We start from the raw sequence: 25,279 nt of genomic DNA on the forward strand, positions 1-25,279 counted from the left end.
AAGCTGGATGAGAAGTTAGGCAGTTTAGAGGAAGAGTCCGGGGCCCGGGCGACTTCCTTCGGGGAATCTGACGCCCACTTTGCTGATCTTGTTCCCCTCCATCACGGCAACCGTCCAGATGGTGTTGTTCCATTCCACCTGGTCGCCGACCACTGGAGCACCCCCCACTTTCTGGGTGATGAAGCGGCTCAGTGGCATGTCCGGATCGAGCCCTTCGAGCTTGAGTCCGTACAGCGCCGAAACCGCGCCCAGCTGGGCGTCGCCTTCGAGAACGAAGTCGCCGAAGAAGCGCAGATCGAGGCCCCGTTGCGGCGCCTGGCTGAAGAGTTTTCCAAGGGCCGGCAGGTTGTGTTCATGGCCGATGACGCAGAGCAAATCGTCGGCTTCCAGCACCGTACTACCCGACGGATGGAGCAGTTGCTGGTGACGAAACAGGGCAGCGATACGGGTGCCTTCGGGCATTTTCAGCTCGCGCAACGCCGCGCCGATGCACCATTTTTCCGCGCCGAGGCGGTAGACGAACAGCTCCCATTCGCTGGTGACATGCACCTCCAGGGCGGCGCGGGAGATCGGCGCCGGCTCCGGTGGCACCGTGACTTTCAGCAGCTTGGCGACCCACGGCAGGCTGGTGCCTTGCACCAACAGGGACACCAGCACGATAAAGAAGGCCAGGTTGAAGTACAGCTGGGCTTCGGGCAGCCCGGCCATCAACGGGAACACCGCGAGAATGATCGGTACCGCGCCGCGCAGGCCGACCCAGGAAATAAAGGCTTTCTCGCGGCCGTGGAAGGCCTTGAACGGCAACAGGCCGACCATCACCGACAGCGGGCGGGCGAACAGGATCATCCACAGCGCCAGGCCCAGCGCCGGCAGGGCGATGGGCAGCAGGTCGTGGGGCGTGACCAGCAGGCCCAGCACCAGGAACATACCGATCTGCGACAGCCAGGCCATGCCGTCGAGCATATGCAGGATGCCGTGGCGGCTGCGCACCGGGCGGTTGCCGATCACCAGGCCGCACAGGTACACCGCGAGGAACCCGCTGCCGTGCAGGGCGTTGGTCAGGGCGAAGACCACCAGGCCGCCGGCGATCACCAGGATCGGGTACAGGCCGGTGGCCAGGTTGATGCGGTTCACCAGTTGCAGCATCAGCCAGCCGCCGCTCAGGCCGATCAGGCCGCCGATGCCGAACTCGCGCAGCAGATGCCCCAGCAGGCTCCAGTGCAGGCCGGTCTGGCCGCTGGCGAGCATGTCGATCAGGGTCACGGTGAGAAACACCGCCATCGGATCGTTACTGCCCGACTCGATCTCCAGGCTGGCGGTGACCCGTTCGTTCAGGCCCTTGCCGCCCAGCAGCGAGAACACCGCCGCGGCGTCGGTGGAGCCGACGATGGCGCCGATCAGCAGGCCCTGGATCAGGTTCAGGTCGAACAGCCAGGCGGCCGCCATGCCGGTCAGGCCGGTGGTGATCATCACGCCGACGGTGGCCAGCGACAAGGCGGGCCACAAGGCCACGCGAAAGCTCGAGACCCGGGTGCGCAGGCCGCCGTCGAGGAGGATCACCGCGAGTGCGAGGTTACCCACCAGGTAAGCCGTCGGATAGTTGTTGAAGATGATGCCGCCACCGTCGACGCCGGCGGCCATGCCCACGGCCAGGATGATCACCAGGATCGGGATACCGAGGCGGGACGAAAGGGAACTCACCAGAATGCTCGCACCTACCAGCAACGCGCCGATCAAGAACAGGCTGTTGATGGTCGTCGCATTCAAAGGCAGTACTCCAGAAGCAGAAAGGCGGGCACAAACTGACCATGCAGTCTGCGTGCCAGCGATTCTAACCTGTTGAAATGCGATGCTGTCAAAAAGCTTTTGCGCTTGTTTACAGGCGGCGGAAAAGCGTCGCCTGGCGCCGGCCACCGACGGACTTCATGGCGTTCCGTAGTGGCTGGCGCAGGTGGCGATCAGCGCTATTGGCGGCTTATTACAGGGTGAACCGCGCCACCATGCCGTTCAGGTCCACGGCCAGGCGTGACAGCTCGTGGCTGGCATCGCTGGTCTGGTTGGCGCCGGTGGCCGATTGCACCGACAGGTCGCGGATGTTCACCAGGTTGCGGTCCACTTCGCGGGCCACCAGGGCCTGCTCCTCGGCGGCGCTGGCGATGACCAGGTTGCGCTCGTTGATTTCGTTGACCGCGGTGTTGATGGTGTCCAGGGCACCGCCGGCACCGCGGGCGATGCTCAGGGTCGAGTCGGCGCGCTCGGTGCTGGTGCGCATCGACTCGACGGCATGCTCGGTGCCGCTCTGGATGCTGCCGATCATGCGTTCGATTTCGCTGGTGGACTGCTGGGTACGGTGGGCCAGGGCACGCACTTCATCGGCGACCACGGCGAACCCGCGTCCGGCATCGCCGGCCCGGGCGGCTTCTATCGCGGCGTTCAAGGCCAGCAGGTTGGTCTGGTCGGCCAGGCCGCGGATCACGTCCAGCACCTTGCCGATGTCGCGCGACTCCTCGGCCAGTTCGCTGATCCTGTTGGCCGAACTCTGCACTTCGCTGCTCATCAGCTCTATGGCGCTGACGGTCTCGCGCACCAGGTTGCGGCCTTCGCTGGCCGACTGGGTTGCGTCGTTCGAGGCCTCGGCGGTGCTCACGGCGTTGCGCGCGACTTCCTCGACGGCGCAGGTCATCTCGTTCACGGCGGTGGCGGCCTGTTCGATTTCGTTGTTCTGCTGGGTCAGGCCGCGGGCACTTTCGTCGGTGACGCTGTTCAGCTCTTCCGCGGCGGAAGCCAACTGGCTGGCGGAGCCGGAAATATGCAACAGGGTCTGGCGCAGTTTTTCCTGCATGCTCGCCATGGCCTGCAGCAGGCGTCCGGGTTCGTCGCGCCCGTTGACCCGGATGCTTTGGGTGAGGTCGCCTTCGGCGATGTGTTCCGCGGCATGCAAGGCACTGGCGATGGGTTGGGTAATGCTGCGGGTCAGCAACCAGGCAAACACCACGGTCAGGGTGGTGGACAGGATCAGCAAGGCGACTACCAGGTTGAATGCCGAAGCGTATTCCTCGGCGGCCTGCTCGTTGGCGTCCCTGGAGCGCTGGCTGTTGATCTGTACCAGCAGGTTCAGAACCTTGTTGATCTGCTGCGAGTTCTTCATCAACTCGTTATTCAGCATCTCTTGCAACTCACCCAGCTGGTTGTTGCGCGACAGCTCTTTGATGCGCTCTTCGAGCTTGCGGTATTCGGCCAGCAGCTTGAGGTAGTGGTCGTAGGCCTCGCTTTCCTCCGGGCTGCTGACCAGCTTTTCATAGGTGGTGCGGATTTTTTCGATCTGCTGGTTGCCGAGTTCGAGCGACTCGCGGGTCTTGGCCTGCACCTCGGGACCGCGGTTGATCACCAGGCGATAGGACAGCACTTGCAGGCGCAGCATCTGCTGGGTGAACTCATCGATGCTCTGGATGCTGGGCATGTTGTCGGTGGAAATGGTGACGGTCGCCGCGCGAATCTTGCTCATCTGGTTCAGGGCGAAGATGCCCAGGAACAGCATCAGGCAGCCGATGAATGCAAAGCCGAGAAATGCCCTCGGTGCAATGTTCATGTTGCGAAGAGACATGGGGATCTACCTCGAGAATGCGCAATCCATGCCGCGGTGGTTGATAGGGCTCCCCAGACCTATCGCGCGGAAAAATGGATTCTTGAAGCAGGAGCGAGAGTTTCAGAAAGATCTGATGGGCGACGAAGTGTCAGGAACCAGATGGGGGAATGACAGTCTTTAAAGTTCGCAGGCAAGGTCACCCGCCAGGCAAATCAAGGCGTTGCGCCGGGAAAATCTGGCATCCAGGGTGACTTTTCTTTATCGTACGCGCCCTTTGAAAAATGCTCGGAAAATCAAAATGTTGGAAGCATCCCTAAGCCAATTGGAACAGCTTGTCAGTGACCTGGTGCAACAGAACCAGGAACTGTCGGGCACGAACGAAACCCTCAAGGCAGAACTGGCCCAGGCCAAGGATGAGAACGAAAGCCTGCAACTGAGCCTGATGGAACAGGAAGAGAAGCAAGGCGCCACCGCGGCCCGCATCCAGGCCCTGGTCGAGCGCGTCAGCGCCGGTCCTGTCAGCGCATGAGGCAGGGTGCCGACGGGGTAAAAGTCGTCTCGATTCTCGGCGAGGACTACTCGATCAAGGCGCCGGCCGGGGAAGAGCAGACCCTGCTGGATGCCGCGTTGATGTTGAAGGCCACCCTGGCCGAGACCAAGAAGAAATACCCGACGCTGATCGGTGACCGCTTGCTGGTGCTGGCGGCGATGAACCTGTGCTCCCAGCAGCTCGAGATGCAAAAGCGTCATCAGCAGGAGCTCGACCGTTACCAAGAGCAAGTCAGCGCCACGGTCGAAGTGATCTCCAAGACCATCAGCCAGAACTGATGGGTTTACCCACAACCTGCAACGCCGTTGCGGTTGTGTCGGACTGATTGTTTTCGCGAGCAGCCGGGCGGCGCTCGATTGCTCGCGATGCTTTTAGCGCTTCAGAACCACTCGTCCTGCATGCCCAGGCAGGTATCGTCCCGCGCCTCCAGCAAGGCCAGCTCGTGATGACAGGCCGGCACCTCCCAGGTCAGGAAGTAACGCGCCGCCTGCAGCTTGCCCTTGTAGAAACCCACATCCACCGGGTTGCCCCTGGCCAGGCCTTCCTGCGCGCGAATCGCCTGTTCCAGCCAGCGCCAGCCGATCACCGCATGACCGAAGGCTTTCAGGTACAGCGCCGAGTTGGCCAGGCTGCTGTTGACCTTGCCCTGGGCGAGGTCGCTGAGCAGGCCCAGGGTCACGCTTTGCAGGCGCGCCACCAGTTTTTCCAGCGGTTGGCGCAGCGCCGTCAGGGCGTCGTGGGCCTGGGCCCGCTCGCTGGTGTCGGCGATCAGGCGGATCAGCTGCTTGAGGCCCGCGCCGCCGTTCTGCGCCAGCTTGCGCCCCAGGAGGTCCAGTGACTGGATGCCGTGGGTGCCTTCATGGATCGGGTTCAGGCGGTTGTCGCGGTAGTACTGTTCCACCGGGTATTCACGGGTGTAGCCGTGGCCGCCGAGGATCTGGATCGCCAGTTCGTTGGCCTTCAGGCAAAACTCCGAGGGCCAGGATTTGACGATGGGCGTCAGCAGGTCCAGCAGTTCGTGGGCCTGCTTGCGCTGGTCTTCGCTGGCCAGGGTGGTGGTGTCGTCGAACAGTCGCGCGGCGTACAGGCCGAGGTCGAAAGCGCCTTCGACATAGGCCTTCTGAGTCAGCAGCATGCGCTTGACGTCGGCGTGCTGGACGATCGACACCGGCGCGGTAGTCGGGTCCTTGCTGTCCGGCAGGCGACCTTGCGGCCGTTCGCGGGCGTATTCCAGGGAGTACAGGTAGCCGGCGTAGCCAAGCATCACCGCGCCCATGCCGACGCCGATCCGCGCCTCGTTCATCATCTGGAACATGTAGCTCAGGCCGTGGTGCGGCTTGCCCACCAGATAGCCGACACACTCCCCGTTATCGCCGAAGTTCAGTGCTGTGGAGGTGGTGCCGCGCCAGCCCATCTTGTGGAACAGCCCGGCCAGCAGCACGTCGTTGCGCGGGCCCAGGCTGCCGTCGTCGTTGACCAGGAACTTGGGCACGATGAACAGCGAGATGCCTTTCACCCCGGCCGGTGCGTCCGGCAGCTTGGCCAGCACCATGTGCACGATGTTTTCCGACAGCGGGTGATCGCCGCCGGAGATGAAGATCTTGTTGCCCTTGAGCCGGTAGGTGCCGTCCGCCGCCGGTTCGGCGCGGGTGCGGATGTCCGCCAGCGACGAGCCGGCGTGGGGTTCGGTCAGGGCCATGGTGCCGAAGAAGCGCCCATCGATCATCGGCTGCAGGAAGCGTTGCTTTTGCTCGTCGGTGCCGAAGCTTTCGATCAGGTTGGCCGCGCCCATGGTCAGGAAGGGGTAGGACGTGGAAGCCGCGTTGGCCGCCTGAAAGTGTGCGAAGCAGGCTTGGGACAACAGCGTCGGCAACTGCATGCCACCGGCCTCGAAGCTGCGCGAGGCGTTGAGGAAGCCAGCTTCGAGAAAGGCATCGACCGCGGGTTTGACTTCCGGAATCAGGATCGCCTTGCCGTCTTCATAACGTGGCTCGTTTTCGTCGCCCTTGCGGTTGTGCGGGGCAAAGAATTTCTCGGCGATGCTGCGCGCGGTGCCGAGGGCGGCGTCGAAGGTTTCCCGGTTGTGCTCGGCGAATCGCTCGCGCTGGGTCAGGCCCTCGGCATCGAGGACTTCATACAGCTCGAAAGCCAGATTGCGGGAACTGAGCAACGTCTCGGACATGGCGGCCTACCTGCTTTATAGGGAATGCGCCGAGTCTAGGCGGGTGAATAAACGCTGAACAGCAAGATTGATGCGGGTGATAAAGATGCCAAACAGGCACAGCCCCTGTAGCCGCTGCCGAAGGCTGCGATAAGTCCCGCAGGGACTTCGGCGGCAATGAAATCACTACGGCCGTTCCGGCCGATCGCAGCCTGCGGCAGCGGCTACAGGGATTGCATCGGGCAAAAAAAGGGCGCCGGTGAGGGCGCCCTTTTTCATGCCGCTGACTATCGGCCTCAGCCGATGGTCATCAGGCTGGCGTTACCGCCGGCCGCCGCGGTGTTGACGCTCAAGGCGCGCTCGATCACCAGGCGTTCCAGGGCAATCGAGGTTTCGCCTTGCGACAGGCCGTGAACCCCGACGATGGCGCCGGCACGCTTGGCCACTTGCTGGCAGACCGCGCGCAGCTGGTCGGAGTCGCCGTGATGCAGGACCGCATCGAACACCACGTCGTCCTTGGTCCAGTCGGCCACGCGCTGGATGCGCGCTTGCACCTCCGCAGGCAGGCGGGCGTAGAGCGCCTTGCCCGGTTCGCCTTCCGGCCAGACCGCCGAACCACCCACGGCCAGGACCGCAGCCAGTTGAGTCAGCAGGTCGCCTTCGACTTCCGCCAGGCACAGCACGTGTTCGCGCGGCAGGATGGCATAGCTGTTGCGTTCGCCGGTCGGGCCCGCCAGCACACGGGTGACACCGCTCTGCGACTGCGCCGCGAACTGTACGCACAGGGCGCTGAGGTCCGCCAGCTTGTTGCTGTCGGCCCAGGCTTGCAGGGCGTTCAGCGGCTTGCTCATGGCATCACGCAGGCGCACGTCCGGCGCATTCAGGGCGTCGCCACGGGCGAACGACTGCTCGATGGCGTCGGTCGGACGGGTCGACAGCAGGCGGTACAGGTACAGCGGGCCGCCGGCTTTCGGGCCGGTGCCCGACAGGCCTTCGCCGCCGAATGGCTGCACGCCGACCACGGCACCGACGATGTTGCGGTTGACGTAGACGTTACCGGCGTTGACGTTGTCGATCACCTTGGCGATGGTCTCGTCGATGCGGGTGTGCACGCCCAGGGTCAGGCCGTAGCCGGAAGCGTTGATCTGCGCGATCAACTGGTCGATGTCCTTGCGCTTGTAGCGCACCACGTGCAGCACCGGGCCGAAGATCTCCCGTTGCAGTTCGTCGAAGCTTTCCAGCTCGATCAGGGTCGGCATCACGAAAGTGCCGCGCTTGACCTCTTCGCCATCGGCGATCGCCACCTGATACACGCTGCGGCCTTTGTCGCGCATGGCCTGGATGTGTTTCTCGATGCCGGCCTTGGCTTCGGCGTCGATCACCGGGCCGATGTCCACGGACAGGCGCTCCGGGTTACCCAGGCGACTTTCCGCCATGGCGCCCTTGAGCATTTCGATCACGCGGTCGGCGGAGTCTTCCTGCAGGCACAGCACGCGCAGGGCCGAGCAACGCTGGCCGGCGCTGTCGAAGGCCGAGGAGACGACGTCGATCACCACTTGTTCGGTCAGGGCCGAGGAGTCGACGATCATCGCGTTCTGGCCACCGGTTTCGGCGATCAGCGGGATCGGCCGGCCCTGGGCGTCCAGGCGGCCGGCGACGTTGCGTTGCAGCAGGCGCGCGACTTCGGTGGAACCGGTAAACATCACGCCCTTGACCCGATCGTCGCCGACCAGGCGGGCACCGACGGTTTCGCCACGGCCCGGCAGCAGTTGCAGCACGCCTTCCGGAATGCCGGCTTCCAACAGGATGCGCACGGCTTGCGCGGCAACCAACGGGGTTTGCTCAGCAGGCTTGGCCAGTACCGGGTTGCCGGCGGCCAGGGCGGCGGCGACCTGGCCGCTGAAGATCGCCAGCGGGAAGTTCCACGGGCTGATGCAGACCACCGGGCCCAGTGGGCGGTGCGCGTCGTTGCTGAAATCGTTGCGCGCCTGCACCGCGTAGTAGCGCAGGAAGTCCACGGCTTCGCGCACTTCGGCGATGGCGTTGGCGAAGGTCTTGCCGGCTTCGCGGGCCAGCAGGCCCATCAGCGGCTGGATCTCGCCTTCCATCAGGTCGGCGGCGCGTTCAAGGATCGCGGCGCGCTCGGCCGGCGGCGTGGCCTGCCAGATCGGCGCGGCGTTCAGCGCGCACTGGATGGCGTTGTCGACGTCTTCGACCGTGGCTTCCTGTACGTGGCCGACCACATCGCGGTGATCGGACGGGTTCAAGACCGGCGCCGGGGTTTCGTTGCTGGAGGCGTAACCGAGCATCGGCGCGGCTTTCCAGTGGTTGTGGGCGGTGGCCAGCAGGGCGCAGGACAACGACGCCAGGCGGTGTTCGTTGGCCATGTCGATGCCGGCGGAGTTGGCGCGCTCGCTGCCGTACAGGTCGCGCGGCAATGGAATGCGCGGATGCGGCAGGCCGAAACCGCCTTCCAGGGTCGCCATCTGCTCGATCTGGCTGACCGGGTCGGCCACCAGCTCCTGGATGGAGATCGACTGGTCGGCGATGCGGTTGACGAACGAGGTGTTGGCGCCGTTTTCCAGCAGGCGGCGGACCAGGTAGGCCAGCAGGGTTTCATGGGTGCCGACCGGGGCGTACACGCGGCACGGACGGTTCAGCTTGCCATCGGCAACCTTGCCTACCACCTGTTCGTACAGCGGTTCGCCCATGCCGTGCAGGCACTGGAACTCGTACTGGCCCGGGTAATAGTTCTGACCGGCGATGTGGTAGATGGCCGACAGGGTGTGGGCGTTGTGGGTGGCGAACTGCGGGTAGATGACTTCCGGTACCGACAGCAGCTTGCGGGCGCAGGCGATATAGGACACGTCGGTGTACACCTTGCGGGTGTAGACCGGATAGCCTTCCAGGCCTTCGACCTGGGCGCGCTTGATCTCGCTGTCCCAATAGGCGCCTTTCACCAGGCGGATCATCAGGCGGTGACGGCTGCGGCGCGCCAGGTCAATCACGTAGTCGATCACATACGGGCAGCGCTTCTGGTAGGCCTGGATCACGAAGCCGATGCCGTTCCAGCCGGTCAGCTGCGGTTCGAAGCACAGGCGCTCGAGCAGATCCAGCGACAGCTCCAGGCGGTCGGCTTCTTCGGCGTCGATGTTCAGGCCGATGTCGTATTGCTTGGCCAGCAGGGTCAGCGACAGCAGGCGCGGGTACAGCTCGTCCATCACGCGCTCGTACTGGGCGCGGCTGTAGCGCGGGTGCAGGGCCGAGAGCTTGATCGAGATGCCCGGGCCTTCATAGATGCCACGACCGTGGGACGCCTTGCCGATCGAATGGATGGCTTGCTCGTAGGACGCCAGGTATTTCTGCGCGTCGTGCTCGGTCAGTGCCGCTTCGCCGAGCATGTCGTAGGAGTAACGGAAGCCCTTGGCTTCGAACTTGCTCGCGTTGGCCAGGGCCTCGGCGATGGTTTCGCCGGTGACGAACTGCTCGCCCATCAGGCGCATGGCCATGTCGACGCCCTTGCGGATCATCGGCTCGCCGCTCTTGCCGATGATGCGGCTCAGGGACGAGGTCAGGCCGGCTTCGTTATGGGTGGCGACCAGTTTGCCGGTCAGCAGCAGGCCCCAGGTGGCGGCGTTGACGAACAGCGACGGGCTGTTGCCCAGGTGCGGCTGCCAGTTGCCGGTGCTGATCTTGTCGCGGATCAGCGCGTCACGGGTGCCTTTGTCGGGGATGCGCAGCAGGGCTTCGGCCAGGCACATCAGGGCCACGCCTTCCTGGGACGACAGGGAGAATTCCTGCAGCAGGCCCTGGACGATACCGGCACGGCCGCCGGCGCTCTTCTGGTTGCGCAGTTTTTCGGCGATGGTCGCGGCCAGCTTGTTGGTGGCTTCGGCCATGGTGGCCGGCAGGCGCGCCTGCTCCAGCAGCATCGGCACCACTTCCGGTTCCGGACGGCGATAAGCAGCGGTGATCGAAGCGCGCAGCACCGATTGCGGCAGGATGCTTTCGGCGAATTCGAGGAAACACTGGTGGGCGTGGTCGGTCTGCACTTCGCCAGCGTCATCGCCGTCGGTGCGGGTCGAACCGCTCAGCTCGGTCAGGGTTGCACCACCCTCGAGTTTTTCCAGGTAATTGAAAATTGCCTGCTTGATCAGCCAGTGCGGCGTGCGATCGATCGAGGTCGCGGCAGCCTTCAGGCGTTCGCGGGTCGGGTCGTCGAGTTTGACCCCAAGGGTGGTGGTAGCCATATTTTTATCCTCATGTTTACCACGGTTGCGTGGCATCAGCTGGCGGCAAGATTAGCCGTGAGCCGAGAGAGGTGCAACCGGGTGCAACCTGTTTTTTATCAGAATAATTGGCAGCTCATCAGGAATTAATTTCCGGTCCCTGGGCGGCGCTTCTGCTTGGTGCTTTTAATTCTGTCGCGATGGGTTTTTGCTCCAAAAAGGAGCAAAAACGCGGCGTTCGCCGGAAAAATCGCTTGGGTGCAACTTATTCTCGCGAAACAGGTTGCACCTTCTTTGAGTTGTTGAATAGCATTCGCGCCCAAGGTGCAACCGGCCCTCGCGACCGGTTCATCGGCTGATGGCTTTCCTGGGGAAACATCAGTCATAAATGCGCGGAGTACCCAGTCGTCTCTCAAACGTAGTCGTTTGAGAGCGGTGGTGCTGACCGCCGCTACATAAAAACAAAGCCAGGGCGTAACTCAATGAGTGCAAGCAATCCAACCTTGATCACGTTCGTGATCTACATCGCAGCTATGGTGCTGATCGGCTTCATGGCCTATCGCTCTACCAACAACCTTTCTGACTACATCCTCGGTGGCCGCAGCCTGGGTAGCGTGGTGACCGCGCTTTCCGCCGGTGCTTCCGACATGAGCGGCTGGTTGCTGATGGGCCTGCCGGGCGCCATCTACATGTCCGGCCTGTCCGAGAGCTGGATCGCCATCGGCCTGATCGTCGGTGCCTACCTGAACTGGCTGTTCGTCGCCGGTCGTCTGCGAGTACAAACCGAACACAACGGCGATGCATTGACGCTGCCGGACTATTTCTCCAGCCGCTTCGAGGACAAGAGCGGGCTGCTGCGGATCATCTCCGCGATCGTGATCCTGGTGTTCTTCACCATTTACTGCGCTTCCGGCATCGTCGCCGGTGCCCGTCTGTTCGAAAGCACCTTCGGCATGCCTTACGAGACCGCCCTGTGGGCCGGTGCCGCGGCGACCATCGCCTACACCTTTGTTGGTGGTTTCCTGGCAGTGAGCTGGACCGACACCGTACAAGCCACCCTGATGATCTTCGCCCTGCTGCTGACGCCGATCATCGTGCTGCTGGCCACCGGTGGCGTCGACACCACCTTCCTGGCGATCGAAGCCCAGGACCCAAGCAACTTCGACATGCTGAAAAACACCACCTTCATCGGCATTATCTCGCTGATGGGCTGGGGCCTGGGCTACTTCGGCCAGCCGCACATCCTGGCACGCTTCATGGCCGCGGATTCGGTCAAGTCGATCGCCAACGCCCGTCGCATCTCCATGACCTGGATGATCCTGTGCCTGGGCGGCACCGTGGCCGTGGGTTTCTTCGGTATCGCCTACTTCTCGGCGCACCCGGAAGTGGCCGGTCCCGTGACCGAGAACCACGAGCGTGTGTTCATCGAGCTGGCCAAGCTGCTGTTCAACCCATGGATCGCCGGTGTGCTGCTGTCGGCCATCCTGGCGGCGGTGATGAGCACCCTGAGCTGCCAGTTGCTGGTGTGCTCCAGTGCCCTGACCGAAGACTTCTACAAAGCCTTCCTGCGTAAACATGCTTCCCAGCTGGAGCTGGTGTGGGTCGGTCGCGCCATGGTGCTGCTGGTTGCCCTGGTCGCCATCGCCATGGCCGCCAACCCGGAAAACCGCGTATTGGGCCTGGTCAGCTACGCCTGGGCCGGTTTCGGCGCGGCCTTCGGTCCTGTGGTGCTGATCTCGGTACTGTGGAAAGGCATGACTCGCGACGGCGCGCTGGCCGGCATCATCGTCGGCGCCGTGACCGTGATCCTGTGGAAGCACTTCAATGTGCTGGGCCTGTACGAAATCATCCCGGGCTTCATCTTCGCCAGCCTGGCCATCCTGCTGGTGAGCAAGATGAGCGCGCCGAGCGCCGGCATGGTCCAGCGTTTCGAGGCGGCCGAGAAAGACTACAAGCTCAACCACTGATCGGGAGCCGTTGAGGCGCTAACCCAGCAGTGATTCGAAAAGCCCGCATTCCCTGGGATGCGGGCTTTTTTATGGGCGTGACTGCGCCGTGGAAGCTCCCGACACGACCTGACGCCGGCCGTGGCACAGGGTAAACTTCGCCCCCTGCGCAGGAGCAACCATGAACTATCGTCACGCCTTCCACGCCGGCAACCACGCCGACGTCTTCAAACACCTGACCCTGACCCGCCTCATCGCCCTGATGTCGCGCAAGGAGCAGCCGTTCGCCTACCTCGACAGTCATGCCGGCATCGGCCTGTACGACCTCCAGGGCGATCAGGCCAACCGCACCGGCGAGTACCTGGAAGGCATCGCGCGCCTGTGGGGCGAGCAGGACCTGCCAGCGCTGACCGCCGACTACATGGCGGTGCTGCACAAGATGAACCCCGATGGCGAACTGCGTTATTACCCGGGCTCGCCCGAGCTGGCGCGGCGCCTGACCCGTTCCCAGGACCGGGTGCTGCTCAACGAGAAGCATCCGGAAGACGGGTTGCTGCTCAAGGAAAACATGAAGGGCGATCGCCGGGTGGCGGTCCACCTGGGCGAGGGCTGGCATGTGGCGCGAGCGCTGCTGCCGGTGGCCGAGAAGCGCGCGGTGATGCTGATCGACCCGCCGTTCGAGCAGCTCGACGAGATGCAGCGTTGCGCCGCGTCGCTGAAAGAAGCCATCGGCCGGATGCGCCAGACCGTGGCGGCCATCTGGTACCCGGTCAAGGATCAGCGGGCGCTGCGCCGCTTCTACCAGGACCTGGCCGGTACCGGCGCGCCGAAGCTGCTGCGTGTGGAACTGCTGGTGCATCCCCTGGATACGCCCAACAGCCTGAACGGCTCGGGCCTGGCGATTGCCAACCCACCGTGGGGGCTGGAAGAGGAGTTGCGCGAGCTGCTGCCGTGGCTGGCGCAGAAACTGGGCCAGACCCAGGGCGGCTGGCAGATGGATTGGCTGATCGCCGAATAATGTGAGGTGTAGCCGCTGCCGAGGCACGAGGCTGCGATGGGCAGCGAAGCGGCCCCAGAGGGCGCTCCTGCGGACCGCATCGCAGCCTCGTGCCTCGGCAGCGGCTACGGGTCAGATCGGGCAGGTCACGCCAGTGCCGCCGATCCCGCAGTAGCCTTCCGGATTCTTCGCCAGGTACTGCTGGTGGTAGGCCTCGGCGTAGTAGAAGGTCGGGGCTTCTTCGATTTCCGTGGTGATGGCGCCCAGCCCGGCCTTGGTCAGCTCGGCCTGGAACACTTTTTCGCTGGCCTTGGCCTGCTCCAGCTGGGTCGGGTTGGTGGCATAGATCACCGAGCGGTACTGGGTGCCGATGTCGTTGCCCTGACGCATGCCCTGGGTCGGGTTGTGCAGTTCCCAGAACATCGCCAGCAGTTCCTGGTAGCTGACTTTCTCCGGCTCGTAGACCACCAGCACCACTTCGCTATGGCCGGTCAGGCCCGAGCAGACTTCTTCGTAGGTCGGGTTCGGGGTAAAGCCGCCGGCGTAGCCCACCGACGTGCTGAACACGCCCTCGCGCTGCCAGAACTTGCGTTCCGCGCCCCAGAAGCAACCCAGGCCGAAGATGGCGAATTCCACGTTGCCCGGGAACGGGCCCAGCAGCGGGTTGCCGTTGACGAAGTGTTCGGCTGGCACGGTCATCGGGGTTTCGCGGCCAGGCAGGGCTTGTTCTTTGGTAGGTAGCACGTTTTTGTTCACCAGAATTTCCGAGCGCAGAACCATGATCAGTCCTCTCAGTCAGGGTGGGATTGAGTAATTAACCAGACACGCAGTTTGCCCGAGTGTTACAGCGCTGTCAGGCGATTGGGCCGCGCGGATAACGTTTGAGCTTGTCGATCAGCTCCGAGCCGGGGATCGGCCGGTCGAACAGGTAGCCCTGGCCGACATCGCAGCGGTGGCGACGCAGGAAGGACAGCTGCTCCGCGGTTTCGATGCCCTCGGCCACCACCTGGATTTTCAGGTTGTGGGCCATGGCGATCACCGCCGAGGTGATTTCCATGTCGTCCTGGTTGGCGGGGATTTCATGGATGAAGCTGCGATCGATCTTGATGATGTCGATCGGGAATTTCTTCAAGTAGCTCAGCGACGAATAGCCGGTGCCGAAGTCGTCCATGGCCAGGGTCAGGCCGAGCTTTTTCAGCTGGTCGAGTTGCTGGTGGGTGTCTTCGGTGGCTTCCAGCAGCAGGCCCTCCGTCAGCTCAAGCTCCAGCAGCGAGGCGGGCAGTTGTTCTTCCTTGAGGATGCTGGCGATGGAGGCCACCAGGTCCGGGTCGGAAAACTGCTTGGGCGACAGGTTGATCGCCACCTGCAGATTGCCCAGGCCGGCGGCGGTGAGCTGCTTGCTCATGCGACAGGCCTGGCGCGCGATCCATTTGCCGATCGGGATGATCAGGCCGGTCTCTTCGGCGACGCTGATGAACTGGTCCGGGCGGATCATGCCCTTTTCCGGATGGTTCCAGCGCAGCAGCGCCTCCAGGCCCAGCAGGCGTCCGCTGCGCAGGCACAGCTTGGGCTGGTAGAACACGTCCAGCTCGTTCTGGGTCAGGGCGCGGCGCAGGTTGTTTTCCACGAACAGCTTGTAGCTGGCTTCGGCGTTCAGGGCTTCGGTAAACACCTGCACCTGATGTTTGCCGTTGGCCTTGGCCTTGTGCAGCGCCAGGCCGGCGTTGCGCATCAGGGTCTGCGGGTCGCGGCCGTGCAGCGGTGCGCAGGCCAGGCCCACGGAGCCGGTGACGCTGATGAGTTGGTTGTCGACGAACATCGGCTTGTCGAGGGTCATCAGCAACTGGCTGGCGATCTGTTGGCCTGCCTCCAGGTCGGTGTCGTCCAGCAGCACGGCGAACTCGTTACTGGCGAAACGCGCCAGGCTGCCGCTCGGGCTCAGGCTGTTGCGCAGGCGCCGGGCCAGGCTGATCAGCAGCTTGTCGCCGGTCTGGTGGCCGAGGCTGTCGTTGATCCGCTTGAAGTTGTCGATGTCCACCAGCAGCAGGCTGATGGGGCTGTCGCTGTCGCGGGCGAAGCGTTCGTCGAGGTTGCGGATGAACGCGGGGCGGTTGCCCAGGTTGGTCAGGTTGTCGGTGTAAGCCAGGCGCTCGATGCGTTGCTGGGCGAGCTTGGTCTGGGTGATGTCTTCGTAGATGCCGATGTAGTGGGTCAGTTCGCGGTTGTCGCCATAGACCTTGGAGATCGACAGCTGGCCCCAGTACGGCTCCAGGTTCTTGCGCCGGCTCTTGAACTCGCCCTGCCAGCTGTTGCTCTTGGCCAGGCTGGAGGGCGCGTCGAACAGCAGTTCGCTGAGGTTCTCCAGCGCCGGCAGTTCCGCTAGCCGATGGCCGTGGACTTCCTCGGTGCTGTACTGGGTGATCGCCGTGAAGCTCGGGTTGACGTACTCCACCACGCCGTCGCAGTTGACCAGCAGAAAGGCATTGGCGCTTTGCTCGACCGCGCGCTGGAACAGGTGCAGGGCGCTGGTGGCGGTACGGCGGTTGTGGTTATTGATGACCTGGGCGAACTGGTCGGCCAGTTCGCCGGCAAAGGCGATTTCATCGGATTGCCAGGCGCGGGTGTTGCCCACTTGTTCCAGGCACAGCACGCCGACCACCTGGCCGTCGATGCGGATGCTGGCGTCGAGCATGGCGTTGATGTTGCGCGGGCGCAGGCTTTCGGCCATTTCCCGGGTGCGCGGGTCGCGCATGGCATTGTGCGCATCGATGGCCCGGCTGGTGTGCAGGGCTTCGAGGTAGTCGGGGAAGTCGCTGACGTCGATCGCCTCCGGCAGGATGTATTCCTGCAGGTCGCGGTGATAGGCGCAGATGGGCACCAGCAACTGGCCTTCCAGGTTCCAGATGCTGGCACAGTCGATTTCGTAGATGTCGCAGGCGCTGCGGGTAATCAGCTCGGCGGCTTCCAGCAGGGAGTTGTTGGCGCTGTAGCGCTGGCGGGCCAGGAGCAGGATCAGGTCCTGCTGGGCGCGCACCCGTTCGAGGTGCTGGAGTTGTTCCAGCTGGGCCCGCTGGTTGAGTTCCAGGGCGATTTGCAGGCGACTGTTCTGGGTTTCCAGGTCGGGCGCGGAGAGCGGCTGATCGTTGTCGAGCAGGCCGTCGACCACCAGGAAATAGCCACGCAGCAGGTGTCGATTGTGCTGTTTGTAGGCTTCGCCGAGTTCCAGCAGGCTGAGTGAGCCCTTGGCGGTGTGCAGGGTGTAGCGAATCAGGTAATGCGGGCTGTGGGTCAGTTGCTGCTGGATCGCATCGTGCAACTGATAGCGGGCTTCCGGCTCCATCAGGCTGGCATAGGGCGAGCCGACCAGGGCGCAAAGCTCGACGGCGGGCAGGCCGAATTGGCGTTCACAGTTTGGATCGAGAAACAGCAGGGCCCAGCTCGCTTCATTCAGCCGTTCGAAACGCAGCATGCCGAGCCGCGAGGGCACGGGCAACTGCGTCACTACCTCGGCCACCATACGGCTGGCGGCATCGGGTTGGCTTTTCATGGGGAAACTCGCTTGGTAAATGCTGATCGCGCCGGGCTCGCGCCCTCTTTACTGTTGCCTGCGGCAAGGTTGCATCATGCGGCACTGACTGACAAGTGAGATGAAGGCTAAGTGCTATAAGAATCTATCGGCAGAACGGAAGATTTCTGAACGCTAATCTTTCCTGGTGTTTTAGCGGGCTTTGGCGGCTGGTTACGGCGATTTTTCGGCAAAAAAAGCCCCGCCAAATCGACGGGGTTGAGGTGCGAGCGTGGCGCTCGAAAAGGGTGCAACGGCCGGCTTCCCCATGACAGGGAAGCCGGCCGAGTCTTACAGCAGGATGGTGCGGATATCCGCCAGCAGATCGCTCAGACGCTTGGTGAAGCGTGCAGCAGCGGCGCCGTTGATCACGCGGTGATCGTAGGACAGCGACAGCGGCAGCATCAGCTTCGGCTGGAAGGCTTTGCCGTCCCAGACTGGCTGGATGGTTGCCTTGGAAACGCCGAGGATCGCCACTTCCGGTGCGTTGACGATTGGCGTGAAGCCGGTGCCGCCAATGTGACCGAGGCTGGAGATGGTGAAGCAGGCACCCTGCATGTCGTCCGCCGAGAGCTTCTTGGTCCGGGCCTTTTCAGCCAGGGAAGCGGCTTCGGCAGCCAGTTGCAGCAGGCTCTTCTGATCGACGTTCTTGATCACCGGTACCAGCAGGCCATCCGGGGTGTCGACCGCGAAGCCGATGTTCACGTACTTCTTGCGGATGATCGCTTTGCCGCTAGGCGCCAGCGAACTGTTGAAGTCCGGCAGTTCCTTGAGCAGGTGCGCGCAGGATTTCAGCAGCAGCGGCAGGATGGTCAGCTTGACGCCGGCCTTCTCTGCAACGGCTTTCTGGGCGATCCGGAAGGCTTCCAGCTCGGTGATATCGGCCGAGTCGAACTGGGTGACGTGGGGCACGTTCAGCCAGCTGCGATGCAGGTTCGATGCGCCAGCCTGCATCAGGCGGGTCATCGGCACTTCTTCGATCTCGCCGAAGCGGCTGAAGTCCACCACCGGAATCGGCGGGATGCCCGCGCCACCGGTTGCGCCGCCAGCAGCCGGCGCTTCCTTGGCCTTTTGCATCATCGCTTTGACGTAAACCTGCACGTCTTCCTTGAGGATGCGACCGTGCGGACCGCTGGCGCCAACAGCGCTCAGCTCGACGCCGAACTCACGGGCCAGTTGGCGCACCGCAGGACCTGCGTGAACTTTAGCGCCAGGTTTGGCAGGTGCAGCGGCCGGGGCGGCAGCAGGTGCAGCGGCAGCCGGAGCAGCAGCGGCAGGTGCCGGAGCGCTTGGCGCAGCCGCGGCAGCAGGTGCCGCGCCTTTGACTTTCAGCTTGAGGATCAGGTCGCCGGTACCGACTTCGTCGTCCAGCTTGATCGCAACGCTTTCCACGATGCCGGCGGCTGGCGATGGGATTTCCATGCTGGCCTTGTCGGACTCGAGGGTGATCAGCGACTGGTCGGCTTCAACGCTGTCGCCAGCCTTGACCAGCACTTCGATGATCTTGGCCTTGCCGGCCGAACCGATGTCAGGGACGTGGATGTCCTGGACGCTGTCGGCCACTGGGGCAGCCGGAGCCGCCGCAGGAGCAGGCGCAGCGGCAGGTGCCGGAGCAGCCGCCTGGGCCGGAGCGGCCGCAACAGGGGCCGCAGCACCTGCCACTTCCAGATCCAGGATCAGGTCGCCGGTGCCGACTTCGTCGTTGAGCTTGACGCTGATGGCCTTGACCACGCCAGCGGCAGGCGATGGGATCTCCATGCTCGCCTTGTCGGATTCCAGGGTGATCAACGATTGATCAGCCTCGACCTTGTCGCCGACCTTGACCTGGATCTCGATGATCTGGGCCTTGCCCGACGAACCGATGTCCGGCACGTGCACTTGCTGAACCGAAGCGGCAGCAGGAGCAGCTGGCGCGGCAGCAGGAGCGGCAGCCGGTTTGGCCTCGGCTTTGGCAGCCGGTGCAGCGGCAGGCGCAGGAGCCGCTTGCGCGGCACCCTCGACTTCCAGTTCCAGCAGCTCGTCGCCTTCTTTCAGGCGATCGCCCAGCTTCACTTTCAGGCTCTTGATGACGCCGGCTTTGGGCGCCGGCACTTCCATGCTCGCCTTGTCCGATTCCAGCGTCAGGATGCTCTGGTCGGCTTCGATACGGTCGCCGACCTTCACAAACAGTTCGATTACTTCACCTTCACCGCTGCCGATGTCAGGTACGCGAATGAGTTCGCTCACAAAAAATCTCCTCAGCAGTCCAGTGGGTTGCGTTTTTCCGGGTTGATGCCGAACTTGGTGATGGCCTCGGCCACGACCTTAGGTTCGATGTCACCACGGTCAGCCAAGGCTTCCAGGGCTGCCAACACCACGAAATGACGGTCGACTTCGAAGAAGTGACGCAGCTTCTTGCGGCTGTCACTGCGGCCGAAACCGTCGGTGCCCAGGACTTTGAATTCCTTGGACGGGACCCACTGACGAATCTGTTCGGCGAACAGCTTCATGTAGTCGGTAGAGGCGATGACCGGGCCCTTGCGGCCGCTCAGGCACTCTTCGACATAGCTCAGCTTAGGCTTCTGGCCCGGATGCAGACGGTTGCTGCGCTCGACTGCCAGGCCATCGCGACGCAGTTCGTTGAAGCTGGTCACGCTCCAGACGTCCGCGCCCACGTTGAATTCTTCACGCAGGATCTTCGCCGCTTCACGGACTTCGCGCAGGATGGTGCCGGAGCCCATCAGCTGTACGTGGTGCGCCGCTTCGCGGGTGTCTTCCTCGAGCAGGTACATGCCCTTGATGATGCCTTCCTCTACACCGGCCGGCATGGCGGGCTGCTGGTAGGACTCGTTCATCACGGTGATGTAGTAGAAGACGTCCTGTTGCTCTTCGGTCATCTTCTTCATGCCGTCCTGGATGATCACCGCCAGCTCGTAGCCATAGGTCGGATCGAAGGTGCGGCAGTTCGGGATGGTGCCCGCCAGCATGTGGCTGTGACCGTCTTCGTGCTGCAGGCCTTCACCGTTGAGGGTGGTACGGCCGGCGGTACCGCCGATCAGGAAGCCACGGGTACGGCTGTCGCCAGCGGCCCAGGCCAGGTCGCCGATACGCTGGAAGCCGAACATCGAATAGAAGATGTAGAACGGCAGCATCGGCTGGTTGTGGCTGGAGTACGAGGTACCGGCTGCGATGAAGGAGCTCATGGCGCCCGCTTCGTTGATGCCTTCCTCGAGGATCTGGCCCTTCTTGTCTTCGCGGTAGAACATCACCTGGTCTTTATCGACTGGCTCGTAGAGCTGGCCGACGGACGAGTAGATGCCCAACTGACGGAACATGCCTTCCATACCGAAGGTACGGGCTTCGTCGGGGATGATCGGCACGATGCGCTGGCCGATTTCCTTGTCCTTGACCAGCTGCGCGAGGATCCGCACGAAGGCCATGGTGGTGGAGATTTCGCGGTCGCCCGAACCGTCGAGGATGGCCTTGAGGGTATCCAGTGGCGGGGTCGGGATGTTGAAGCTCTTGGCGCGACGCTGAGGCACGAAACCGCCCAGCGCGGCACGACGCTCGCTCAGGTAGCGGGCTTCGGCACTGCCTTCTTCCGGCTTGAAGAACGGCAGGTTTTCGATCTCTTCGTCCTTGACCGGAATGTCGAAGCGGTCGCGGAACAACTTCAGGCTATCGACATCGACTTTCTTGGTGTTGTGCGCGGTGTTCTTCGCTTCGCCGGCGCCGGTGCCATAGCCCTTGATGGTCTTGGCCAGGATGACGGTCGGTTGCTCTTTGTGGTTGACCGCCTGGTGGTAGGCCGCATAGACCTTGTACGGGTCGTGGCCGCCACGGTTGAGTTTCCAGATTTCGTCGTCGGACAGGTCTTCGACCATCGCCTTGAGTTCTGGCGTGTTGAAGAAGTGCTCACGCACGAAGGCGCCGTCTTTGGCCTTGTAGTTCTGGTACTCGCCGTCGATGACTTCGTCCATGCGGCGTTGCAGGATGCCGTCGGTGTCCTTGGCCAGCAGTGGGTCCCAGAAACGGCCCCAGATGACCTTGTTCACATTCCACTGGGCGCCACGGAACACGCCTTCGAGTTCCTGGATGATCTTGCCGTTGCCGCGAACCGGGCCGTCGAGGCGCTGCAGGTTGCAGTTGATGACGAAGATCAGGTTGTCCAGCTTCTCGCGGCCGGCCAGGGAGATCGCGCCCAGGGATTCCGGTTCGTCGCACTCGCCGTCGCCCATGAAGCACCAGACTTTCTGCTTGCCTGGCTGGATGAAGCCGCGGGCTTCCAGGTACTTCATGAAGCGCGCCTGGTAGATCGCCTGGATCGGACCCAGACCCATGGAGACGGTCGGGAACTGCCAGAAGTCAGGCATCAGCCATGGGTGCGGGTAGGAGGACAGCCCGTTGCCGTCCACTTCCTGACGGAAGTTGTTCATCTGGTCTTCGCTGATGCGGCCTTCCATGAAAGCGCGAGCGTAGACGCCAGGGGAGGCGTGGCCCTGGAAGTAGATCAGGTCGCCGCCATGTTCTTCGGTTGGTGCCTGGAAGAAGTAGTTGAAGCCGATGTCATACAGCGTCGCACTGGAGGCGAAGCTGGAGATGTGACCGCCCAGGTCAGAATCTTTCAGGTTCGTACGCATGACCATGGCCAACGCGTTCCAACGTACCAGCGAGCGAATGCGGCGTTCCATGAACAGGTCGCCAGGCATGCGTGCTTCGTGGGTGACGGGAATCGTGTTGCGGTACGGCGTGGTGATGGCGTAGGGCAGTTGCGAGCCGCTGCGGGTCGCGAGTTCGCCCATACGGGTCATCAGGTAGTGAGCACGGTCTTCGCCTTCTTTGTCGAGAACCGATTCCAGGGCGTCCAGCCATTCCTGGGTTTCGACGGGATCGAGGTCTTGCATGGCTTGCTCCAGGGCGGAAAGGCTTCCAGAATCGGTTGCCTGAGTTTGCGACTGGCCTTGTGGGCAGACGATAAAATTCTTGGATTGCCGGAGGTTGATACGGCGGCGTGTAGTTTTACTACAAATCGTCGGCCATTTCAGCCTTTCGAATGTATAGACGAGTAGTAAAACTACAGAAGATTGGCTTGTGGCCTCCTGCTGCGTTGTGAGAATAATCGTTACTGTTGGTCGATTTCCAACACCAATGGGTAAGAATTTGATGCTGGCTGCCAAAATAATAAAAAATTCAGCTATTTCTAACTTTTGTTCGACAGTCCTTCAAGGGCCGCGCCCGCAGAATTTGCCCCGACCGCCCCTTTCTACGCCGATCAAGGATAGCCCATGAGCCTGCCCGCGCTTGCCGAACTCCCAGCGACTCTCCTGCCTTTTGTCAGCCGTGCGGAGCAGTCGTTCCGTAGTGCCGTGGCGACCCTGGACGACGATCACGGGCTCGCCGCCTGGCCCCCCGAGCGCTGGGCCGAGTTCGCCCGGGTGAGCGCCGCCAGCGACTTTTTCATTGAACAGAGCCTTCGTGACCCTTTGATGTTGCTGGAGCTGGTGCGCGGCGGCGAGCTCGACCGCAGCTTCAGCCCGGGCGAGCTGTGCGCGCAGATCGCCGCAGCGGTGCAGCAGGCCACCAGCGAAGACGAACTGGGGCGGGTGCTGCGGCGTCAGCGCAATCGTCATCAGGTGCGGATCATCTGGCGCGACCTGACACGCCAGGCGGATCTGGTGCAGACCTGTCGCGACCTGTCGGACATGGCCGACGCCTGCATCGACCAGGCCTATCAATGGTTGTACCAGCGCCACTGCGAGCAGTTCGGTACTCCTACCGGCCGGCGCAGCGGCGAGCCGCAGCAGATGGTCATCCTTGGCATGGGCAAGCTGGGCGCCGTCGAACTGAACCTGTCGTCCGACATCGACCTGATCTTCGCCTACCCCGAAGGCGGGGAGACCGTGGGCGTGAAGCGTGCGCTGGATAACCAGGAGTTTTTCATCCGCCTGGGGCAGCGCCTGATCAAGGCGCTGGACCCGATGACCGTCGACGGTTTCGTGTTCCGCGTCGACATGCGCCTGCGGCCCTACGGTTCGGCGGGCGCCCTGGTGCTGAGCTTCAATGCGCTGGAGCAGTACTACCAGGATCAGGGCCGCGACTGGGAGCGCTACGCGATGATCAAGGCGCGGGTGGTGGCGGGTGACCAGGTCGCCGGCGCGCAGTTGCTCGACATGCTGCGGCCTTTTGTCTATCGGCGTTACCTGGACTTCTCGGCGATCGAAGCGCTGCGCACCATGAAGCAGCTGATCCAGCAGGAAGTGCGGCGCAAGGGCATGGCCGACAATATCAAGCTGGGCTCCGGCGGGATTCGTGAAGTCGAGTTCATCGCCCAGGCTTTCCAGCTGATCCACGGCGGGCGCGACCTGAGCCTGCAGCAGCGTCCTCTATTAAAGGTGCTGACCACCCTGGAGGGGCAGGGTTACCTGCCGCCCGCGGTGATCGCCGAGCTACGTGAAGGTTACGAATTCCTGCGTTACACCGAGCACGCGATCCAGGCGATCGCCGACCGACAGACGCAGATGCTGCCGGACAATCCACGGGACCAGGCGCGTATTGCCTTCATGCTGGGTTTTGCCGACTGGGCGGCGTTCCATGAGCGCCTGATGTACTGGCGCGGTCGGGTGGAATGGCACTTCCGTCAGGTGATCGCCGACCCGGATGAAGACGAAGGCAGCGAATGCGAAGTGGTGGTCGGCGGTGAATGGCTGCCGCTGTGGGAAGAAGCCCAGGACGAGGAAGCTGCCTGCCGGCAGTTGCAGGAAGGCGGTTTCAATGACGCGCCCAAGGCGCTCAGGGCGCTGGCCGGCCTGCGTGGCAGCCCGCAATTGCGAGCCATGCAGCGTTTGGGGCGCGAGCGTCTCGACGCCTTTATTCCCCGCCTGCTGGCCCAGGCGGTGGAGCATGCCGATCCGGACCTGGTGCTGGAGCGGGTGTTGCCGCTGGTCGAGGCGGTGGCGCGGCGTTCGGCCTACCTGGTGCTGCTCACCGAGAACCCCGGGGCCTTGCGCCGCCTGCTGACCCTGTGTGCCGCCAGCCCGTGGATCGCCGAACAGATCACCCGCTTCCCGCTGCTGCTCGATGAATTGCTCAACGAAGGCCGGCTGTTCAAGCCACCATTGGCGCCGGAGCTGGCCGCCGAGTTGCGCGAGCGCCTGACGCGCATCCCCGAGGACGATCTGGAACAGCAGATGGAGGCGCTGCGTCACTTCAAGCTGGCCCACCGCCTGCGGGTGGCAGCCTCGGAAATCGCCGGCAGCCTGCCGTTGATGAAGGTCAGCGATTACCTGACCTGGCTGGCCGAGGCGATCCTCGAACAGGTGCTGGCCCTGGCCTGGCGCCAGACGGTGGCCAAATACGGCGCTCCGCAGCGCACCGATGGCACCTTGTGCGATCCCGGCTTCATTATTGTCGGTTATGGGAAAGTCGGCGGCCTGGAACTCGGGCATGGTTCCGACCTGGACCTGGTGTTCATCCATGACGGCGATCCGCAGGCGGAAACCGATGGCCCGAAACCGATCGACGGCGCGCAGTTCTTCACCCGCCTGGGCCAGCGGATCATTCACCTGCTGACCACCCAGACCAACTCCGGCCAGCTGTACGAAGTGGACATGCGCCTGCGGCCATCCGGGGCGTCGGGCTTGCTGGTGAGTTCGCTGGGGGCTTTCGCCCGTTATCAGGAGAACGAAGCCTGGACCTGGGAGCATCAGGCACTGGTGCGCGCCCGGGTATTGGTAGGTAGCCAGGATGTCGGCCAGGCCTTCGAGAAAGTGCGGGCGGCGGTGCTGGGTCGCGCCCGTGACCTGCCCAAGTTGCAGCAAGAGGTCAGTGAGATGCGGGCCAAGATGCGCGACAACCTGGGGACCAGGGCGACGGCCGCCGGAACCGCGGCAAATGCCTTCGAGGCCACGGCGCCGTTCGACCTCAAGCAGGACGCCGGAGGTATCGTCGACATCGAATTTATGGTGCAATACGCGGCCCTGGCGTGGTCGCAAGAGCACCCGTCATTGCTGCGCTACACCGACAATATCCGCATTCTGGAAGGTCTGGAGGAAGTCGGGCTGATGCCCGCGACCGACGCCAGTCTGTTGCGCGAGGTCTATAAGGCCTACCGCTCCGCGGCTCACCGCCAGGCCTTGCAGAACGAGGCCGGGGTCATCGCCGGCGACCAGTTCGCCAGCGAGCGACGGGAGGTATTGCGGATTTGGCGCGAGCTGGGGCTAAGCTAGGCAGCGTGCGCTGCGTTGCCACAAATGTATCCGGCGAGCCA

General features: G+C 63.2%; 13 protein-coding genes. 5 read left to right on the forward strand and 8 right to left on the reverse strand.

Translation table 11 applies throughout. From position 1 onward, the window contains the following. Positions 1–24: 24 nt before the first annotated feature. Together CRO75_RS01825 and CRO75_RS01830 are read right to left on the reverse strand one after the other, a co-directional pair. On the reverse strand, positions 25–1,767 hold the full coding sequence (locus tag CRO75_RS01825) for a potassium/proton antiporter (RefSeq protein WP_007926822.1): 1,743 nt from the start codon (positions 1,765–1,767) through the stop codon (positions 25–27). A gap of 211 nt (positions 1,768–1,978) precedes the next feature. After that, positions 1,979–3,604, reverse strand: a complete 1,626-nt coding sequence (locus CRO75_RS01830; RefSeq protein WP_097134274.1) for a methyl-accepting chemotaxis protein — start codon at positions 3,602–3,604, stop codon at positions 1,979–1,981. A gap of 280 nt (positions 3,605–3,884) precedes the next feature. On the opposite strand from CRO75_RS01830, the gene CRO75_RS01835 reads away from it, so the two are divergent. Together CRO75_RS01835 and CRO75_RS01840 are read left to right on the forward strand one after the other, a co-directional pair. Further along, positions 3,885–4,115 (forward strand): hypothetical protein, encoded by a 231-nt coding sequence (locus tag CRO75_RS01835; RefSeq protein WP_007926810.1) that lies wholly within the window; start codon positions 3,885–3,887, stop codon positions 4,113–4,115. After that, complete coding sequence (locus CRO75_RS01840) at positions 4,112–4,414, forward strand: cell division protein ZapA (protein ID WP_009041856.1); 303 nt, start codon at positions 4,112–4,114, stop codon at positions 4,412–4,414. The genes CRO75_RS01835 and CRO75_RS01840 overlap by 4 nt, the downstream gene beginning before the upstream one ends. 101 nt (positions 4,415–4,515) lie before the next feature. On the opposite strand, the gene CRO75_RS01845 is transcribed toward CRO75_RS01840, so the two are convergent. Beyond that, positions 4,516–6,318, reverse strand: a complete 1,803-nt coding sequence (locus CRO75_RS01845; protein WP_097134275.1) for an acyl-CoA dehydrogenase — start codon at positions 6,316–6,318, stop codon at positions 4,516–4,518. Between the two features lie 275 nt (positions 6,319–6,593). After that, positions 6,594–10,547: a trifunctional transcriptional regulator/proline dehydrogenase/L-glutamate gamma-semialdehyde dehydrogenase gene (gene putA, locus CRO75_RS01850; RefSeq protein WP_097134276.1), complete on the reverse strand. Its 3,954-nt coding sequence runs from the start codon at positions 10,545–10,547 to the stop codon at positions 6,594–6,596. A gap of 461 nt (positions 10,548–11,008) precedes the next feature. On the opposite strand from putA, the gene putP reads away from it, so the two are divergent. Next, complete coding sequence (putP, locus tag CRO75_RS01855; RefSeq protein ID WP_009041859.1) at positions 11,009–12,493, forward strand: sodium/proline symporter PutP; 1,485 nt, start codon at positions 11,009–11,011, stop codon at positions 12,491–12,493. 160 nt (positions 12,494–12,653) lie between these two features. Further along, on the forward strand, positions 12,654–13,490 hold the full coding sequence (gene rlmJ / locus CRO75_RS01860; protein ID WP_007926805.1) for a 23S rRNA (adenine(2030)-N(6))-methyltransferase RlmJ: 837 nt from the start codon (positions 12,654–12,656) through the stop codon (positions 13,488–13,490). 111 nt (positions 13,491–13,601) lie between these two features. Here the strand turns inward: rlmJ and msrA are convergent, their stop codons facing one another. From msrA to aceE, 4 genes are all read right to left on the reverse strand, one after another. Next, entirely contained in the window at positions 13,602–14,249 is a 648-nt protein-coding gene (gene msrA / locus CRO75_RS01865) for a peptide-methionine (S)-S-oxide reductase MsrA (protein ID WP_007926804.1), read from the reverse strand. Between the two features lie 73 nt (positions 14,250–14,322). Then, positions 14,323–17,016, reverse strand: a complete 2,694-nt coding sequence (locus tag CRO75_RS01870) for a GGDEF and EAL domain-containing protein (RefSeq protein ID WP_009041860.1) — start codon at positions 17,014–17,016, stop codon at positions 14,323–14,325. Positions 17,017–17,325: 309 nt separating this feature from the next. Continuing rightward, positions 17,326–19,260 carry a dihydrolipoyllysine-residue acetyltransferase gene (aceF, locus tag CRO75_RS01875; RefSeq protein ID WP_097134277.1) on the reverse strand — a complete coding sequence of 645 codons (1,935 nt, stop codon included), beginning with the start codon at positions 19,258–19,260 and terminating at the stop codon, positions 17,326–17,328. An 11-nt stretch (positions 19,261–19,271) separates the two neighbouring features. Then, positions 19,272–21,917, reverse strand: a complete 2,646-nt coding sequence (aceE, locus tag CRO75_RS01880; protein ID WP_009041862.1) for a pyruvate dehydrogenase (acetyl-transferring), homodimeric type — start codon at positions 21,915–21,917, stop codon at positions 19,272–19,274. 381 nt (positions 21,918–22,298) lie between these two features. Here aceE and glnE point away from each other — a divergent pair, with 381 nt between their 5' ends. Next, positions 22,299–25,238: a bifunctional [glutamate--ammonia ligase]-adenylyl-L-tyrosine phosphorylase/[glutamate--ammonia-ligase] adenylyltransferase gene (gene glnE, locus CRO75_RS01885; RefSeq protein WP_097134278.1), complete on the forward strand. Its 2,940-nt coding sequence runs from the start codon at positions 22,299–22,301 to the stop codon at positions 25,236–25,238. The last annotated feature ends 41 nt before the right edge of the window (positions 25,239–25,279 follow it).

Source organism: Pseudomonas sp. LAMO17WK12:I10, assembly GCF_900215185.1.
In the GTDB taxonomy this organism is placed as follows: domain Bacteria; phylum Pseudomonadota; class Gammaproteobacteria; order Pseudomonadales; family Pseudomonadaceae; genus Aquipseudomonas; species Aquipseudomonas chlororaphis.

Coding starts and splice junctions, on each gene's coding strand:
- CRO75_RS01830 (WP_097134274.1), bottom strand. CDS start 3,604: ATGTCTCTTCGCAACATGAACATTGCACCGAGGGCATTTCTCGGCTTT.
- putA (WP_097134276.1), bottom strand. CDS start 10,547: ATGGCTACCACCACCCTTGGGGTCAAACTCGACGACCCGACCCGCGAA.
- rlmJ (WP_007926805.1), top strand. CDS start 12,654: ATGAACTATCGTCACGCCTTCCACGCCGGCAACCACGCCGACGTCTTC.
- CRO75_RS01840 (WP_009041856.1), top strand. CDS start 4,112: ATGAGGCAGGGTGCCGACGGGGTAAAAGTCGTCTCGATTCTCGGCGAG.
- aceE (WP_009041862.1), bottom strand. CDS start 21,917: ATGCAAGACCTCGATCCCGTCGAAACCCAGGAATGGCTGGACGCCCTG.
- CRO75_RS01870 (WP_009041860.1), bottom strand. CDS start 17,016: ATGAAAAGCCAACCCGATGCCGCCAGCCGTATGGTGGCCGAGGTAGTG.
- CRO75_RS01835 (WP_007926810.1), top strand. CDS start 3,885: ATGTTGGAAGCATCCCTAAGCCAATTGGAACAGCTTGTCAGTGACCTG.
- glnE (WP_097134278.1), top strand. CDS start 22,299: ATGAGCCTGCCCGCGCTTGCCGAACTCCCAGCGACTCTCCTGCCTTTT.
- putP (WP_009041859.1), top strand. CDS start 11,009: ATGAGTGCAAGCAATCCAACCTTGATCACGTTCGTGATCTACATCGCA.
- msrA (WP_007926804.1), bottom strand. CDS start 14,249: ATGGTTCTGCGCTCGGAAATTCTGGTGAACAAAAACGTGCTACCTACC.
- CRO75_RS01845 (WP_097134275.1), bottom strand. CDS start 6,318: ATGTCCGAGACGTTGCTCAGTTCCCGCAATCTGGCTTTCGAGCTGTAT.